This is a genomic window from Bacillus marasmi (genome assembly GCF_902168435.1).
Taxonomy (GTDB): domain Bacteria; phylum Bacillota; class Bacilli; order Bacillales; family Cytobacillaceae; genus Bacillus_BU; species Bacillus_BU marasmi.
This window is the reverse complement of record NZ_LR656166.1, coordinates 255,698-271,978: the sequence shown is the minus strand read 5'-3', so window position 1 is coordinate 271,978 and position 16,281 is coordinate 255,698. Positions and strand designations below refer to the sequence as shown.

Annotated in this window: 17 protein-coding genes; 2 read left to right on the top strand and 15 right to left on the bottom strand. The window is 40.3% G+C overall.

Annotated elements, in window-relative coordinates; translation table 11 throughout:
- The first annotated feature begins 27 nt into the window (after positions 1–27).
- Complete coding sequence (locus FXW34_RS05585) at positions 28–210, top strand: sulfurtransferase TusA family protein (protein ID WP_281292919.1); 183 nt, start codon at positions 28–30, stop codon at positions 208–210.
- Positions 211–334: 124 nt separating this feature from the next.
- Here FXW34_RS05585 and FXW34_RS05580 read toward each other — a convergent pair whose 3' ends face one another.
- The 15 genes from FXW34_RS05580 to FXW34_RS05510 form a co-directional block, all read right to left on the bottom strand.
- Positions 335–1,150, bottom strand: coding sequence for an urease accessory protein UreD (locus tag FXW34_RS05580; protein ID WP_147532974.1), 816 nt, complete (start codon positions 1,148–1,150; stop codon positions 335–337).
- Complete coding sequence (gene ureG, locus FXW34_RS05575) at positions 1,147–1,764, bottom strand: urease accessory protein UreG (protein ID WP_147532973.1); 618 nt, start codon at positions 1,762–1,764, stop codon at positions 1,147–1,149. The genes FXW34_RS05580 and ureG overlap by 4 nt, the downstream gene beginning before the upstream one ends.
- 18 nt (positions 1,765–1,782) lie before the next feature.
- On the bottom strand, positions 1,783–2,469 hold the full coding sequence (locus FXW34_RS05570) for an urease accessory protein UreF (RefSeq protein WP_147532972.1): 687 nt from the start codon (positions 2,467–2,469) through the stop codon (positions 1,783–1,785).
- Entirely contained in the window at positions 2,462–2,911 is a 450-nt protein-coding gene (gene ureE, locus FXW34_RS05565; RefSeq protein ID WP_425457398.1) for an urease accessory protein UreE, read from the bottom strand. Before ureE ends, FXW34_RS05570 begins: the two co-directional genes overlap by 8 nt.
- 7 nt (positions 2,912–2,918) lie before the next feature.
- Entirely contained in the window at positions 2,919–4,625 is a 1,707-nt protein-coding gene (gene ureC / locus FXW34_RS05560; RefSeq protein WP_147532970.1) for an urease subunit alpha, read from the bottom strand.
- Positions 4,626–4,627: 2 nt separating this feature from the next.
- Positions 4,628–4,945, bottom strand: a complete 318-nt coding sequence (locus tag FXW34_RS05555) for an urease subunit beta (protein ID WP_147532969.1) — start codon at positions 4,943–4,945, stop codon at positions 4,628–4,630.
- A 36-nt stretch (positions 4,946–4,981) separates the two neighbouring features.
- A complete protein-coding gene (locus FXW34_RS05550) occupies positions 4,982–5,284 on the bottom strand; it encodes an urease subunit gamma (RefSeq protein WP_147532968.1) in 303 nt (100 codons plus the stop codon).
- Positions 5,285–5,372: 88 nt separating this feature from the next.
- The gene (locus FXW34_RS05545) at positions 5,373–6,599 is read right to left on the bottom strand and encodes an ammonium transporter (protein WP_425457403.1); all 1,227 of its coding nucleotides are present in this window, start codon (positions 6,597–6,599) and stop codon (positions 5,373–5,375) included.
- 142 nt (positions 6,600–6,741) lie between these two features.
- Positions 6,742–7,890 carry an N-methyl-L-tryptophan oxidase gene (gene solA / locus FXW34_RS05540; RefSeq protein WP_147532966.1) on the bottom strand — a complete coding sequence of 383 codons (1,149 nt, stop codon included), beginning with the start codon at positions 7,888–7,890 and terminating at the stop codon, positions 6,742–6,744.
- A 19-nt stretch (positions 7,891–7,909) separates the two neighbouring features.
- Complete coding sequence (gene glnT, locus FXW34_RS05535; RefSeq protein ID WP_222705305.1) at positions 7,910–9,265, bottom strand: type III glutamate--ammonia ligase; 1,356 nt, start codon at positions 9,263–9,265, stop codon at positions 7,910–7,912.
- A gap of 245 nt (positions 9,266–9,510) precedes the next feature.
- The gene (locus FXW34_RS05530) at positions 9,511–10,869 is read right to left on the bottom strand and encodes an FMN-binding glutamate synthase family protein (protein WP_147532965.1); all 1,359 of its coding nucleotides are present in this window, start codon (positions 10,867–10,869) and stop codon (positions 9,511–9,513) included.
- The gene (locus FXW34_RS05525; protein ID WP_222705304.1) at positions 10,851–11,558 is read right to left on the bottom strand and encodes a GltB/FmdC/FwdC-like GXGXG domain-containing protein; all 708 of its coding nucleotides are present in this window, start codon (positions 11,556–11,558) and stop codon (positions 10,851–10,853) included. Before FXW34_RS05525 ends, FXW34_RS05530 begins: the two co-directional genes overlap by 19 nt.
- Positions 11,546–12,442, bottom strand: coding sequence for a class II glutamine amidotransferase domain-containing protein (locus FXW34_RS05520; RefSeq protein WP_147532964.1), 897 nt, complete (start codon positions 12,440–12,442; stop codon positions 11,546–11,548). The genes FXW34_RS05525 and FXW34_RS05520 overlap by 13 nt, the downstream gene beginning before the upstream one ends.
- 75 nt (positions 12,443–12,517) lie before the next feature.
- Complete coding sequence (locus FXW34_RS05515; protein ID WP_147532963.1) at positions 12,518–13,783, bottom strand: M20 family metallo-hydrolase; 1,266 nt, start codon at positions 13,781–13,783, stop codon at positions 12,518–12,520.
- A gap of 152 nt (positions 13,784–13,935) precedes the next feature.
- Positions 13,936–14,697, bottom strand: a complete 762-nt coding sequence (locus tag FXW34_RS05510) for an IclR family transcriptional regulator (protein ID WP_147532962.1) — start codon at positions 14,695–14,697, stop codon at positions 13,936–13,938.
- Positions 14,698–15,219: 522 nt separating this feature from the next.
- Between FXW34_RS05510 and FXW34_RS05505 the strand changes: the two genes are divergently transcribed.
- Positions 15,220–15,867 carry a transcriptional regulator gene (locus FXW34_RS05505; RefSeq protein WP_425457397.1) on the top strand — a complete coding sequence of 216 codons (648 nt, stop codon included), beginning with the start codon at positions 15,220–15,222 and terminating at the stop codon, positions 15,865–15,867.
- Positions 15,868–16,281: the final 414 nt, after the last annotated feature.

Below are 16,281 nucleotides of genomic sequence, written 5' to 3'. Positions count from 1 at the left end.
CGTGGTGAGCCTTGACCGTACCCAGTCATTTATGCGCTGGATGCGCTAAAAACGATGAAAATTGGGGAAGTACTTCAGGTCATCGCCGATTGTCCGCAATCTTTTCGCAGTGTGCCAGAGGAAGCTGTCAAACATGGCTATCAGCTTTTAGCTGAGCCTAAAAAGCTCGGACAGGATATTTATTTTTATATAAAAGTGGTCCCATCGTAAAACTCAAAAAGTACTCTATCTTGTAGACGAGGAAGAAGTCTCGAGATGAGTACTTTTTTATTGTAACAGCCTTGGCAAAAGGCCTGTAAATACATAATGATAGATGATTTCAAGCTTACGGTACTTATTTTCTCCATTCAAGCTTTTCTCTCTTTATCAAATTTTGATTTATATAAGACTCACAATTTGAAAGGATTGATTCGATACAGTCCGTGGAATTTGCTAAAATTCTAATTGAGAGACCATTGATACTAAGTAAACTAATGCCGATTCTGACACCATCGTCCGTGTTGCTCGATAATTCTTCTCTCAACATATCAACGAATGTTGCATTTACCTTTTCATTTATAAAAAACATCGTTCCAACATGAGTATACCCCTCTAAATACATGATTTCTTCCAACTGTTCAGATGGCTGCAGAAGTAAATGATCAAAAACAGCTAACCTCCCATCGACAAACACCTTTAGCCTAGATGAAAGTTTTTCATATTGAAAAAGCTTACCATCTCGCGACCAACCAGGGGTGATAATATCTATATAGGAGAAAGTGGCCATTGAACTCATGAATACATTTGTATTTTGGAAGAATTTAGCATCCTTGTATAAAATTAAGCTATCTTGTTTGACATATAGGGCACTCTCCTCTTTCAAGACAAAATTCATCGTTTGCGTGGCACCATAACGGGGTGATTTATAAATTTTTGTGGCTGCTTGGGTTGTTAAAGCCAGTGCGGTTGATTCATTTAGCGTGACTTCAGTCAAATAGGTGTCACCATCGACATAACCTCCCCCGACATGAATGAGTGTAAGTAAGGGGAGGTTTTCACTTACATATGAAGGTCTTGTGATTTTCAAAACCCCATCAAAAAAACTGTTTGTAATGACAGATTTGTTAAACCGCTTTTCCATCACGATTTTCAATAGTCCGGTGTACGTCATGTGTCGAGACCAATCAAAAAAGCTTCCCGTTTAATCCATTCCACTACATCGCTAACACCTGAACCACTTTTTAAATTTGTAAAAAAGAACGGTTTTTCACCACGTGTTACCAATGTATCCTTTCGCATCACCTCAAGATCTGCGCCAACATGTGGGGCAAGGTCCGTTTTGTTGATAATGAATAAATCGGACTTAATCATTCCCTGCCCGCCCTTCCGTGGAATTTTCTCCCCTTGGGCAACATCAATGATATATATTGAAAAATCAACAAGTTCTGGAGAGAAAGTAGCAGCGAGATTATCACCACCACTTTCGATAAATATCAAATCAAGACTCGGATGACGTTCGTTTAATTCATCAATGGCGGCGAAATTCATCGAGGCATCTTCACGTATCGCTGTATGTGGGCAACCACCAGTTTCTACCCCAATGATTCTTTCCTCAGGTAACACGCCATTTTTGATTAGAAATAACGCATCCTCTTTCGTATAAATATCGTTCGTAATAACCGCTAACTCGAATTCATGCATTAGTCCTCTCGTGAGTTTATCTACTAAAAGGGTTTTTCCAGCCCCAACCGGACCACCCACTCCAATTTTGATTGGCTCTCCCATTTAACCACTACCTTTCTATTAAGAGGAAAACAGCCGCACTGAAAGCTGTTCATGTCTCATTTGGGCAATTTCCAGACCTGGAACACTTCCACCGAAGTCATTCTCAGGTACCTCCAATATTTTCGAAACCTGTTCTTGCATATAGGTATGAAGGTCTCGAAGGATCATTTGTCCATCTGTTTGCCCAATCGGAATTCCTCTAACCCCATTTTGAATAAGGGTAGAGACTGTTGAATGAAGATAGCAAAATAGAATCATATTTAGGTCAATTTCGAGATTTTCCAATCCAATCGCGAATACAAGCGAAGAATGCCCATATAATTCTTTTGCCCTTATTTTAGATTCATAGACTTTTAACAGCTCATTAGGATAAAGTACATTCATGACTTTAATAAATTGCCGTCCAATCCGTTGGTTCCCTTCTCTAGACTCCCTGCTCCCTACTAAGGCAAATAGTTCTTGATCAATTTCCCATATCCTCTGCTCGTTTCCACTATTAATGGCTTCATAACCTAAGCGGCAGGCTAAGCCATCACTATACACAAACTGATTTTTTATATATTGCTGTAAGGCATATTGAAACGTTTCTTTATCTTTGATTTTCCCTTCTTGGATATAAGTTTCCAGTCCAAACGAATGACTAAAGGCACCTGTTGGAAAATTTGAATCGCATATTTGCATAATTTGATAAATCGCGTTATTCATGAGAATGTCCAATATGTTTAAAGGCTTGAGCTAATTTCCTTTTTTCACAAACGTATGGGATCCCTTCATCTTGAAGTAATTTTTCTACTAAATAATCGTATTGAACAAGCATCTCATCGTTCGTAAACTGAGCCGGTAGATGACGATTACCAAGCTGATGAGCGATCTCCCCCATTTGCTTGATTGTGGTCGGTCTTATTGCGATTACTTCATCCTCTAACACACTGATAACAATCGCATTTTTCTCATCACGATATAATATATCGCCATCCCGAAGCTCTTCACCATTTTTCAAACGAATACCTAGCTCATTTCCATGATCAGTTTTTACTCGTTGAATTTTCTTCAAGAGCAAGTCGCTTCTTAAATAGACACGTTCAATATGGGGAGGCAATTTTTCAATACTACGAATATTTCCCAACACTTGTTCAATAATCAACATCATCACCTCAAAATAAGAAATATCGTTGTGCTAAAGCTACTCTTTGATCTGGTTCACAGGTAATCAATTTACCATTTACTTTTACCTCATAAGTCTCGGGATCCACCTCAATGTTAGGAGTCTCGCCGTTTAAAACCATATCCTTCTTAGTAAGACTTCGAACATTCCCAACCGGACGAATATTCTTTTGCAATCCTAGCTTTTCATGGACTTTCTTCTCCATCGCAGCTTTAGATAGGAAAGTGATAGAAGTGGTGTATCTTGCTTTTCCGAAGCTTGCAAACATCGGACGATAGATGCAAGGCTCTGGGGTCGGGATTGAAGCATTAGGGTCGCCCATTACACTCCAAGCAATCATCCCTCCTTTTAAAACAATTTCAGGCTTTGCTCCAAAAAAGGCCGGCTTCCACAGAACTAGATCCGCAAACTTTCCAATTTCTATTGAACCGACATAATCGGAAATTCCATGCGTAATTGCCGGGTTTATCGTATATTTAGCAATGTATCTTTTCACCCTCGCATTATCATTTTCCTCACCTTTCACCATTTCACCTCGTTGGCGTTTCATTTTATCGGCCGTTTGCCACGTTCGGATAATCACTTCACCAACTCTTCCCATCGCTTGAGAATCCGAGCTAATCATACTGAACACACCCAGATCATGAAGAATATCCTCAGCAGCAATCGTTTCTTTCCGAATTCTTGAATCGGCAAAAGCTAAATCCTCAGGTACGGAAGGGTCTAAATGGTGGCAAACCATCAGCATATCTAAATGCTCTGCAATCGTATTGACGGTAAAAGGTCTAGTTGGATTGGTGGATGAAGGTAGAATGTTTGGGTAGGAAGCCGCTTTGATGATATCAGGTGCATGCCCACCGCCCGCACCTTCTGTATGATAGGTATGAATTACTCGACCGTTAATGGCCCGAAGCGTATCCTCTACAAATCCACCTTCATTCAGCGTATCTGTATGTATCGCCACTTGAACATCATATTGATCTGCGACCTTTAACGCCTTATCAATATTGGACGAATTCGTTCCCCAATCTTCATGCAACTTTAATCCGATTGCCCCGGCTTCAATTTGCTCAATCAGAGCTGCCTCGCTTGAAGCATTACCTTTAGCTAGAAAGCCAAGATTCATCGGAAATTCTTCTGCACTTTTCAGCATTTGGGCAATATTCCAAGCTCCTGGCGTGCAAGTGGTGGCATTCGTACCTGTAGCAGGACCTGTACCACCGCCTATCATTGTAGTGATGCCAGACTCAATCGCAGTTTGAATCTGCTGCGGACTGATAAAATGAATATGAGCATCGATTCCACCAGCAGTCACTATCATCCCTTCAGCTGCGACGACTTCTGTTGCAGCACCGATGATAATGTCAACATGGTCCATGATTAGCGGATTACCCGCCTTCCCAATTCCTGCAATCATCCCATCCTTAATCCCGATATCGGCTTTTACAATTCCTGTATAATCCACAATCAAAGCATTAGTGATGACAAGATCGACAGCATCTTTTCTAGTTGCTAAAGGATGTTGTCCCATCCCGTCTCTTATCACTTTTCCTCCACCAAACTTCACTTCATCTCCATAGGTGGTATAGTCTTTTTCAATTTCAATAAACAGCTCTGTATCGCCAAGTCTCACTTGGTCTCCAATCGTTGGACCGAACATCTCAGCGTATGCTTGACGTGACATTTTAAAGCTCATTGCTATTCCCCCGTATCTAAAGCCGAATTGGTCAGGTTATTTAATCCATATATCTTCCTTTCACCACTTAAGGGAATCAGCTCCACCAGCTTCTTGTCACCTGGTTCAAAACGCACAGCCGTGCCAGCAGGAATATTTAATCGCCTTCCCCAAGCCTTTTCTCTTTCAAAATATAACAAACTATTAATTTCATAAAAGTGAAAATGTGACCCCACTTGGACAGGACGATCTCCCTTATTCATAACCGCTACTTTAATTGGCTTCTTACCTTCATTACAGATAATCGGTGTTTGTTTTAGCCTGTACTCCCCAGGTATCATCTTTTTTCCCCCTACTTCCCACCGTGGTTATTCATACTATTGAATCGGATTGTGTATCGTAACTAGCTTTGTCCCATCAGGAAATGTTGCTTCGACCTGGATATCATGAATCATTTCAGGAATACCTTCCATGACGTCCTCTCGAGATAAGATGTGTTGACCGAATTGCATTAATTCCGGTACAGATTTCCCATCCCTCGCTCCTTCCATTACTTCATATGTAATGATGGCAATCGCCTCAGGATAATTTAGCTTTAGACCTCGGCTTTTCCGTCTCCTTGCTAAATCACTAGCTACGACAATCATCAGTTTTTCCTGCTCACGTAAGGTAAGCTTCATTCTTTTCCCTCCCATATCCTACTATTCTTTAAACAAGCAATTGAGTTCCTAAGCCAAAAGACTTAGGAACTACAAGAGTTGCGTTATTTTACGAAGAAACCTTTTCTGATTTAATATCTATGTCTTTCACGGTTGAATATGCAGGTTCTTCATGAAAGCTTAAATCCAAGCCCATCAGTTCTTCCTCTCTGCTTACTCGTAACTGAGTGAATAAGCCAATAACTTTTAAGATAATAAATGTCCCCACTGTTGCTAAAACAACGGCAGTACCTACTCCGATTAATTGATGCAGGAGCTGTTCAGCATTTCCGTAAAATAAACCATTATTCCCAGCAGAATTGACCGTTTTAGTTGCAAATAAACCAGTGGCGATGGCACCCCAAATCCCGGCAATACCATGGACTCCAAATGCATCTAATGTATCATCATATCTAAAGCGTCTCTTGATAAAGTGAATACCGAAATAACTGACCGGAGCTGAAATCAACCCAATCACTAATGCTGATAGAACCGTAACGAAGCCAGCAGCCGGTGTAATCCCTACTAAACCAGCAATTGCACCTGTTGCAGCCCCTACTAAAGTAGGTCTTTTTCGAATACTCCACTCAATCACTAACCACCCGAGACCACCTGCTGCAGCAGCTACTTGTGTGTTGGCAAAAACAAGTGAAGTTAACCCGTTTGCTGAAAGTGCACTACCGGCATTAAAGGCAAACCAGCCAAACCAAAGCGTGGCTGCACCGATTAAAAACAGCACAATATTATGTGGCACTAGTTCTTTTTTCAAATGTTCATAACGTGGCCCAATCACGATGGCTGCGGTTAATGCACTAACCCCTGAAAGTATATGAACGACGGTACCTCCGGCAAAATCTAATTCACCAAGCTTATACAGCCAGCCGCCACCCCAAACCCAATGAGCCATCGGGGCATAAATGAAGGTTACCCACAGAATCGAGAACAGGATCCAGGCTGGAAAGGCAATCCTTCCGGCAATCCCCCCTGAAATAATTGCAACGGTAATCGCTGCAAATGCTCCCTGGAAAATCGCGAAAACATAATGAGGAATCGTCCCAAACGCTTCTTCACCGACATTGTTGAAGCCTAAGAAATCCAGGCCGCCAATCAAACCGGCAATATCACCACCAAAGCTTAAACTATAGCCCCATAAAACCCAGACAATTGTAACGACTAGTAAACTTACAAAACTATGCATCATCGTCGACACAACGTTTCGTTCACTAACTAATCCACCATAAAATAACGCTAAACCAGGGACATGCATGAAGATGACAATCGCAGTAGCTACTAGCATCCAAGCCGTATCACCCGTATCTATGACAGCTTCTTTCTCTGCTGCAAAGACACTTGAAGGTAAAATAAGAAATAATAAAACCAGTGCACTAAATAATAATGATCGCGTGTTCAATAAACGCTTCATAAAATCCTCCCCCTCTTTATACTTTCTCAACTTCGGAAAAACGATTTAGGCGAAGAAATGAAATATCGTATTGTGTTTCTCCTTTAGTGGCTAATTCTGTTAAAATTTTTCCAACTACACTCGCAAATTTGAAACCATGGCCAGAGAACCCCCCAGCAACACATACATTTTGATATTCTGGATGAATGTCGATAATAAAATCTTCATCAGGCGTCATCGCAAACATACTAGCTGCTCCTTTAACGAGTTCACCGGCAGCGCCTGGAAGATACTGTTCTAGGAAATTTCGAATATCACTTTCATCATCTTCGTATGCGCCAAATTCTCGGTTTACTGTATCCGGATCGCAGTCATAGCCTAAATCCATCCGACCTAACTTCACCCCGCCTCCATCAAAATCTGGGAAGCCATAATAATGACCAATTGTGTCAGTATCAAAAATAAAGCAAGGAAAACCTTCACTATATAATTTTTCGACTGTTGGTTTAAACCAGCCAATTGTTTTACGCAGTGGTTTAATTGGAATGTCTATTGATCGTAGCAACTTAGGAATCCAAGCCCCAGCAGTAACGATAAGTTTCTCAGCTGTAAAATCGGCACTAGTGGTGAAGACAGTTACTTGCTCACTTTTTATATCTAAATCTACTACAGCTTGATTTTCCAGGACAACAGCTCCTAGCTTAATGGCTTCTTCCTTGTATGTTTGAATACACTCCTCACTAAAAAGAAATCCTGCTTCTGGATCATAGCAACCGTAATAATCATCGGGAATTTCGATACCAGGCCAGCGCTCACGTATCATGCTTGCAGTCATTTCCTCGTAAGTAAGATCATTAATTACAGAACTCTTAATTGCTTCACTTACATACTCTGATTTTGGATGCCCCACTGTTAAGGCACCTACTCGTTGATAAAGAGTTTTTCCGCTTACTTCTTCCAGGTCCTTCCACAAACGAAGCGATTCTTTTCCAAGCGGAACGTATTGTCCACCATTACCATTCCCTAGACGAAACATTCTAGTGTGTCCATGATGACTACCGTAAGTATTTGGAATCGAGTATTGATCAATGACCAACACCTTTTTTCCTTCTTTTGCTAAGTAAAAGGCAGCGGCAACTCCCATTGTGCCGCCTCCTAAAACAATCACATCATACTTTTTCCCCATAACTTCCACCCTCTAAAATTTAATTTGTTTCTTTTAAATATTTTTCGATTTCCCAAGAACTGATAAAGTCATGATACTCTGACCATTCCTCTTTCTTTCTATTAATATAAGTTTTCATAAAATCTTTTCCCAAAGCTTCAAGCAAAACTGAATCCTGCTCTAGTTCAATAATGGCTTCTTGCAAAGTGGCAGGAAGAGTGTTAATCTGAATCCCGAAAACCTCGTTAATTCCAGAAAATTCTGATATTATTACGTCTGGATCGACCTTTTGTTCAATTCCATCTAATCCAGCGGCTAAAATTGCAGCAGTTGCAAGATAGGGATTTGCATTATTATCCATTGCTCGGAACTCAATTCTTCCTGAGCCTGGAATCCTTACGAGCTGAGTACGATTATTTCCACCATAAGAAATTTGATTGGGGGCCCATGTTTGACCTGAGCTCGTTGACATCGCCGTCAAGCGTTTATAGGAGTTTACAGTCGGACAAACGATGGCAGACAAAGCACGCGCATGTTTTAGTAATCCTCCGATAAAGTGATAACCTGTCTCAGATAACCCATTTCCCTTAATGTCTTTTTCATTACTAAAAATATTCTTCGCACCATCCCAAAGGCTTAAATGCATATGGCAGCCATTACCGGTTAAATGTGAAAAGGGCTTTGGCATAAACGTAGCGACTAGATTTCGCTCCTCGGCCATGCTTCGAACCATGTATTTAAAAAAGGTTAAACGATCCGCAGAAGTAAGTGCATCGGCAAACTCAAAGTTTATCTCAAATTGTCCATTCGCATCCTCATGATCAGCCTGCGCAACATTCCAGTCTAATTCCTCCATATAGTTGATTAAAGTAGATAAGAAATCATAATTTCTCATCAAGGCAAGCTGATTATAACAAGGCTTCTTTGCGACATCTAAAGAATCAGAAGGTGAAATTCCTCCCTGTTCGTCTTCATTTAATAAGAAGAACTCCGGTTCTACACCTGTCTTCATCTCGTAGCCAAGCTTTTTTGCTTTTTCCATTACATTTAGTAAAATCGTTCTAGTGCAGTAGGACCAAGGTGTCCCATCTTCCGTTAACGTCCCTGCAAACCATGCCAAATTCTTTTGCCAAGGTAGGATTGTCATCGATCGTAAATCAGGAATACATAAAATGTCTGGATCAGTTGGTCCGTGCCCCAGGTCGCCTATAGCAAAGCCGGCAAAACCGGCTCCACTTTCACATACCGACGATAATCTTTTTGCAGGAACCAGCTTTGCTCTTGAAGTTCCATTCATATCTGAAAAAGATGCTAATAAAAATTGGACTTTTTCCTCTTCCATTTTCTTTTGAATTTCTTCTAATAGCAGTGTATTACTGGAGACTACTCCGTTCATTATTAACACCTTCCTTTATTATTTTGTTTTGATTTTTAGCGGACACAGCGGACCTTATTTTCAATAAAATGGTTTCATTTAAAAGGTTGGCGGACATCAGATCCCTTATTCAGCCAAAATCTAGACTATTAGACGGATTTTTGGGCAAATAGAGGATTCTACGTCCGCTTCCACCTCAAAAATGTTGTTTTTTTCACAAATAGCGGATTCTGTGTCCGCTAAATTTCCCATCAAACACGACAATCTTATCTAGACAAAAGTTCTCCCGCTTGGGTTGAAGTATGATAGTTCGCCCAATACGGCTTACGCGTGCCCATTCCGACAATCGGAACACCTGTAATCATCGAAGTGTTCATGGTAAGTGAACGTAAATCGGTTGGGTCTAAGTCACCTACTTTACTTTTTCCACAAGAACGCGCGAAGATTTGCAGCTCCATCGTAATCGAATTGATATAGTTTTCAACTCGATCTGCAGCTTCATTTGGATTAAGACGGAGCATTAAATCTGGATCTTGTGTGGCAATACCGACTGGACATTTTCCGGTATGACAGTGGTGACAAGCTGATGGAATCGTACCAAGCGCTTTATAGTCCTCAACATACAAGGCCTTATTGCAATTTAACGCAACCAACATTGCCGTACCAATGTACACAACGTCAGCACCAAGTGCGATTGCTTTTGCCGCATCGGCTCCATTGCTAATTCCACCACCGATAATCAGCTTGATTTCATCCTTCATCCCAATTTCATGTAGTGCTTCAGCCGCTTCCACAACAGCTGCCACAGTAGGAATGCCTGTATGATCAAGCTGGATTTCTGGAGAGGCAGCCGTTCCACCTTCCATGCCATCAATGACAATCGCATCAGCGCCAGCCTTTGCTGCTAGTTTCGTATCATCATAGACTCGACCTGCGCCTATTTTAATAAAAATAGGAACCTCATAATTGGTTGCAATCCGGACTTGGTCGATTTTTACCCCTAAATCATCAGGACCCATCCAATCAGGATGACGACAAGGACTACGTTGGTCGACACCCACTGGTAAATCACGCATTGTTGCGACTTCTTCCGAAACCTTTTGTCCGAGTAAAGTTCCCCCTGTACCCGGTTTTGCGCCCTGACTGACGACGATTTCCACCGCATCAGCACGTTTTAAATCATACGGATTCAAACCGTAGCGACTAGGTAGTAGTTGATAAACTAATTTGTCAGAAGCTTCACGTTCAACCGGATGCATCCCACCGTCTCCGGTACAAGTACTGATTCCGCAGCGTGTGGCTGCCATTCCTAATGCTTTTTTCGCATTGGAGTTAATCGCGCCAAAGCTCATCCCTGCGACCATAATCGGTGTTTCTAACACTAATGGTCGTTTAACTCTTCCTTCACCAATTACCACTCTTGTATCACATTTTTCACGGTAGCCCTCAAGTGCAACACGTGATAATCCAGCAGGTGTAAAAACTAAATCATCAAAAGACGGTAAATCCATTCTTTTCGTAGCTTGACCTCTTATGCGATAGCGACCTAGCTGTGCTTTCTCTTGAATTTCTTCTATTTTCTCCGGACTCCATACTTTGCTTTTTCTTATAATACTGTTTTCCATACGCCAAACTCCTTTTTATTAAAATTGTGAAGCATTCCGTTGCAAACAATCTTTTTAAAACTTGCTGGGACTGCCACTCCGTAGAATTCAAGTAAGCTCTTAATCTCTTCATACTCTTTTTTCTCACATTCTACGATTTCAGTGCCATTGCCTAGCTCGGCAATTTCACCTGCCACATAAATTGTGCCGTCATACATCGAATCACCTAATGCTTTTCCAGCGTTTCCACAAATAATCATTTTCCCTTTTTGCATCATAAAACCTGTCATATATCCGACATCACCGCCAACAATGAGCGTGCCACCTTTGAGGCCAATACCAGTGCGGGCACCAGAGCTTCCTTTTACTACAACGGTCCCCCCGCGCATCGAAGCTGCTGTTGAGGATGCTGCATTTCCTTCAACAATAATTTCACCATTCATTAGATTCTCACCAATTGCCCAACCAGCATTGCCTTTTACGATAGCCGAAATCAAATCACAAAGACTTGAGGCGTAATAGCCTACATCGCCTTCGTAAACGAGATGAATGGGATCTGTAATTCCAACACCTAAATTATGACGGGCATATGGGTTCTTAATAACGACTTCCTTTATTCCTTTTTTGGCTGCTTCTCTAATTTGCTCATTTAGCTCTTTTTGAGAAGTTTCGTTACAATCAATTACCAATTGCTGTTTTACAGATTCCATACCATAACCTCCTCTGAACCAGGTTCAATTACTTTTAAATTTTTACCAAAACCATTTGTAATCGCTTGGCTTTCTGATGCGAAAGCAACAAAATCCTCTGTCTCGGCAATGACCATCGGTTTCATGCCAAACGGCTCTTTTGCTAATCCAACCAGCTCAGGTGTAATGGCAATATAACTAAAGGACCCGTCTAACTCTTGAAGTGATTGCTCCATCGCCTCTTTTAAATCTAATCCGGCCTTCATTTTATCAACTAAAAATACGGCTATTACTTCTGAATCATTGCCAGTGATAAAGTTGTAGCCCAGATTTTCGTACTTGCTTCGTAGTTTAATATAGTTGGTAATATGGCCATTATGGATGATCGTTAAGTCCTTGCCATTGTGGCAGCATAAAGGCTGTGAATGAGAAATGTCTACCTTACTTTCTGTTGCCATTCTTGTATGACCGATGGCAACCTTGCCGTCATATTCTGAAATTTTATATTGTGTTTCTAGGTTTTGAGCTCCCCCTAAAAACTTCAATACTTCTATTTGTTCACCGAAGCTAGCGACCGAAACATCACTATCGATATTGTTTATCGCATTGATTAACATGCCCTCATCTGTAACATCCTTAATTAAGGCTCTTACATAATTACAGTGATCTGTTGAGCATATCACCGTCGAAAATTCCGTTAATAGATGAATAACCTTTTGACCGTTACCTCCCTTATCGTAATTGACATCGATGTATAATCGATTTTCAGCTTTTGGATGGAGCAGGGCCACACCTGTTGAATCAGGTCCCCTTCTCCCTAAGCCCTCAAGCATTTTTAAAACAATTTCTCCTGTTTTTTTCTCATGAACTGGATTTTTATAAATAAGCCCTCCAATACCACACATTTTCAATCACCTCATTTATATTTTTAAAAAATCAAAAGTAATTTCAATATTCAGTTTTTTAAATTCAACACATGGCTACCACACATCGAATCTCTTATCCAAAGCTAAAAGTGTGTTCAACAATACATTGGCAACAATTTCAATATCCTCTAATCGACTTTCTTCCTCAGGGCAGTGGCTTTTCCCATCAAGACTTGGAACAAACAACATCCCGCTTTTAGTAATAGACGCCATGTGAGTTGCATCATGTCCAGCCATACTTCCTAATAATAATGGCTCATAGTATAGTTGTTTCGCTTGCTCCATCATTACCTCAATAACTTTGTCATCCATCGGCGCGGGTGCTTGATTTAGCAATATTTCTCTTTTTACTGCGACGGAACGATTGTTCTTTATTTCTTCAACCTTATTACTCCACTGCAGTAGGACTTCATTAATTTCATTTTTTGTCGCACCTCTAATTTCTAGGGTAAAATCAACCTGAGCTGGAATAATATTCGGTGAATTCGGTTGAAGGCTTAGTTTTCCAACCGTCCCCACAACTTCCTTTACCGGATAGCTCTTACAAATTTTTTCTAAGGACAATATCAACTCTGATGCCACTGCAAGAGCATCCTTTCGATCCTCCATTAAGGTTGTGCCAGAATGGTTAGCTTCTCCAAAAATCGTCACCTCTTCTCGATAAATTCCTGTAATTGCCGTCACAACGCCAACAGGAATGTTACGCTTTAATAATCTCTTACCTTGTTCAATATGTACCTCAACGTAGGCACTAATTTCATGTGGATGACGAACTGCGGCCTCGAATTTTTCCGGATCCCCTCCAGCACTTTTTACAGCTTCAGTTAACAACTTTCCCTGCGGGTCTTTTACACCTATTAAATCATTGGCATTCAATTTTCCAGTAATCGCTCTACTACCAAAGGTTGATAACCCAAACGGATTTGGCTCTTCAGCACTAAAGGAGACGATTTCAAAAGGATGCCTCGTGCGAATTTGATTTTCCTCAAGTACCTTCATGACTTCGAGTGCCATCAATACCCCTAGAGCTCCATCATATTTTCCGCCATTTGGAACTGTGTCGATATGTGAACCAAATACGATGACAGGCAACGCATTATTTGTTCCTTGTCTTGTTGCCCAAATATTGGCTGCTTCATCCACTCTTACATTTAGATTGATTTTTTGTAGTTCACTTTTCAACCATTCGCGAGCTTCTAATTCAGATTCAGTAAAGGTTGTGCGATCTAACCCATTATTTTCATTCAGTCCAAATCTTGAAAGCTCGTTGATTGAGGATGCTAATCTTTCAATATTAATTTTGTGTTTCGTTATGGGCATTATTTATAAATCCTCCTTTCAAACCAGTGTTGGTGTTTTTTGGTTGCTCTTATCATGCCTTATTTTTTCTCGAGTAAAAAGGTGGATATCCCACATATTGGGATAACTCAAAAATTTATGTCAGAAATTCTTACATCATTTGATTATTTTCATCATTTGCCACTAACCCAACCCATTTCTTTAGAAATTTCTATGGAAGTTTTCTTCACAAGTTCACTAATTTTATTTAAATAATTGGAACTAAACCTTATTTCTGGCCCTGCTACGCTGATTGCCCCTTCAACCTGGCCACTCCATGAAAAAACCGGAGCTGCGACACCGCTCGTACCTCTTGTTGTCTCACTCGTACTTATCGCAAATCCTTGTTGTTTTATCATGTTTAATTCCTCCATCAATGCATTGAGTTCTCCGCGTGATTTAATAGCCTTCGAATCAATTAAATCTTCAAGCACTTTCCTTTGAGCAGCAGGTTTAAGATAAGCAAGAATAACCTTCTTCGAAGCACCGTGGCACAGTGGTAGCCTCATGCCGATTGGTTCTGCAATTCTAAGCATTTGCGGAGAGTTGATGCACTCAACAAAGATCCCGTCGTTGCCTTCCCTTACAGTTAAATAAATGCTTTCCTTCGTTGTTTCAGCAAGCTTTTCCATAAAGGGTCTGGCAATATTTAATATCGACAAACCTTCCCAAATCGTCAGGCCTAATTGCATCAAACCTAAGCCCAATCTGAATTTACGATTCTCATTATTCTTAAAAACTAAACCGTTTTTTTCTAAGCTCGATAACAATCTATGAACTGTTTGGACAGGCATCCCCACCTTCTTACTAATTTCGGTGGCACTCCATTCATTTTCAAATTCATCCGGTTTAAGTGCATGAATTAATTTAACTGATTTATTAATGACCTCTGACACAAAAACACCTCACTTTTTATTAAATAATTGGAAAATTTTTATTTATCTAAATTATACGTAGCTTAGTTTAACATATGATGTAATAAAACTTAACATAAGTTTTGTAAATTTTTCTAAAGCACACGAAGACAAATAAGCCGCTCCAATAATTTGAACAGCCGGAATAGGATTATCTCTTGAATTCTACTGTTAAGAAAATTTCTAAAAATTATTGAAGGAAATTAAATTCGCATGTGGAATTTGTGAGTGATACACCACTAAATTTCCCTCTATAGTGGCCCGTTGAGGACACGAAGCTTCTTATTTCCTCCTTAAACTCCATTTTGTTATTTTCCAAGGACAATTAATCCCTTATTTATTTTAAAAATAAGAAATATTGAAGAGCTATTGTTTAATAGAGGATTCAATGTCCTTTCAGCATTTCAATTTTGTAAATTTGAGTTGGATAAAGGAACCAGTGTCCGATAGTGTCAGTATCCTTTGTAGAAGAACACTTAATTATCAGAAAGGATTGAAGGCGTAATGATAGGAAAATTCGAGCAAAAATACGAAGAATGGCTTAATGAGAAAATTTCCGAGGAGACAAACCACAGGAGACGTGAAATTTTAGAAAAGGGATTAGGTCACGGGACAGTTGAATTTCTGAGGAAAATTTGGTTTCCTGCAGTAGGAAATTTTGATTTTTTATATCCCGAATGGGAAGTCCGTGATTTCAACAACGGCCATCGTTATCTAGATCTTGCCTTTAGACCCGAGGATTCGAAGGGTTGTATTGAAAATCAGGGATATGGACCACATGCTAGAGACCTTGATGTTAGACGATTCAAGGATTTATGCTGGCGCCAGTCATTATTAGCACTTGATGGATGGACCATATTAACAATTGCTTATTTATCTATTCATGACGAACCTAAACAATGTCAACAACTCGTACTAGCCTTTATAGGTAAATTCGCAAGTATCGATACTCCGTCACAATTGTCCTGGTTTGAAGCAGAAGTATTACGCTTCGGGCTCAGACTACTTCGACCATTTGCTCCTCGTGAAATTGCATCCCACTTAAAAATTAGCGACCGTCACGCAAGACGCATACTACGTAATCTAGTAAATTCGGAACATATATGTGTAGCGAGTGGTAATAAGCGAGCTCGGACATACAGATTAAGATGACCATTCTGGTATTTTTGCTGACACTACATCCTCATGCTGGCGCGAAGGGTGAATCTGATTTTTTTGCGGACATTCGTTCCGCTATTTGTCCTCATTTTGTTGGGTTGCGATGTTTTGCGGACACAGAAGCCTCTATTCTCCAGTTTAAACAGCAAAAAGTGTTTATTTTATCAAAATAAGGGCTGTGGGGTCCTCTTAATTGCGGATATTAGAAATTTTGATCAAATAAGGCATTCTGTGTCCGCTAACAATACACTCTAGCCGGACCGACGGTGGCTCTGATTTTTAGCGGACAATGGTTCCACTGTTTACCCTAATTTTGTTGGGTTTCGATGTTTTGCGGACACAGAAGCCTCTATTCTCCTGTTTACACAGCAAAGAGTGTTTATTTTTGCAAAATAAGGGCTGTGGTGT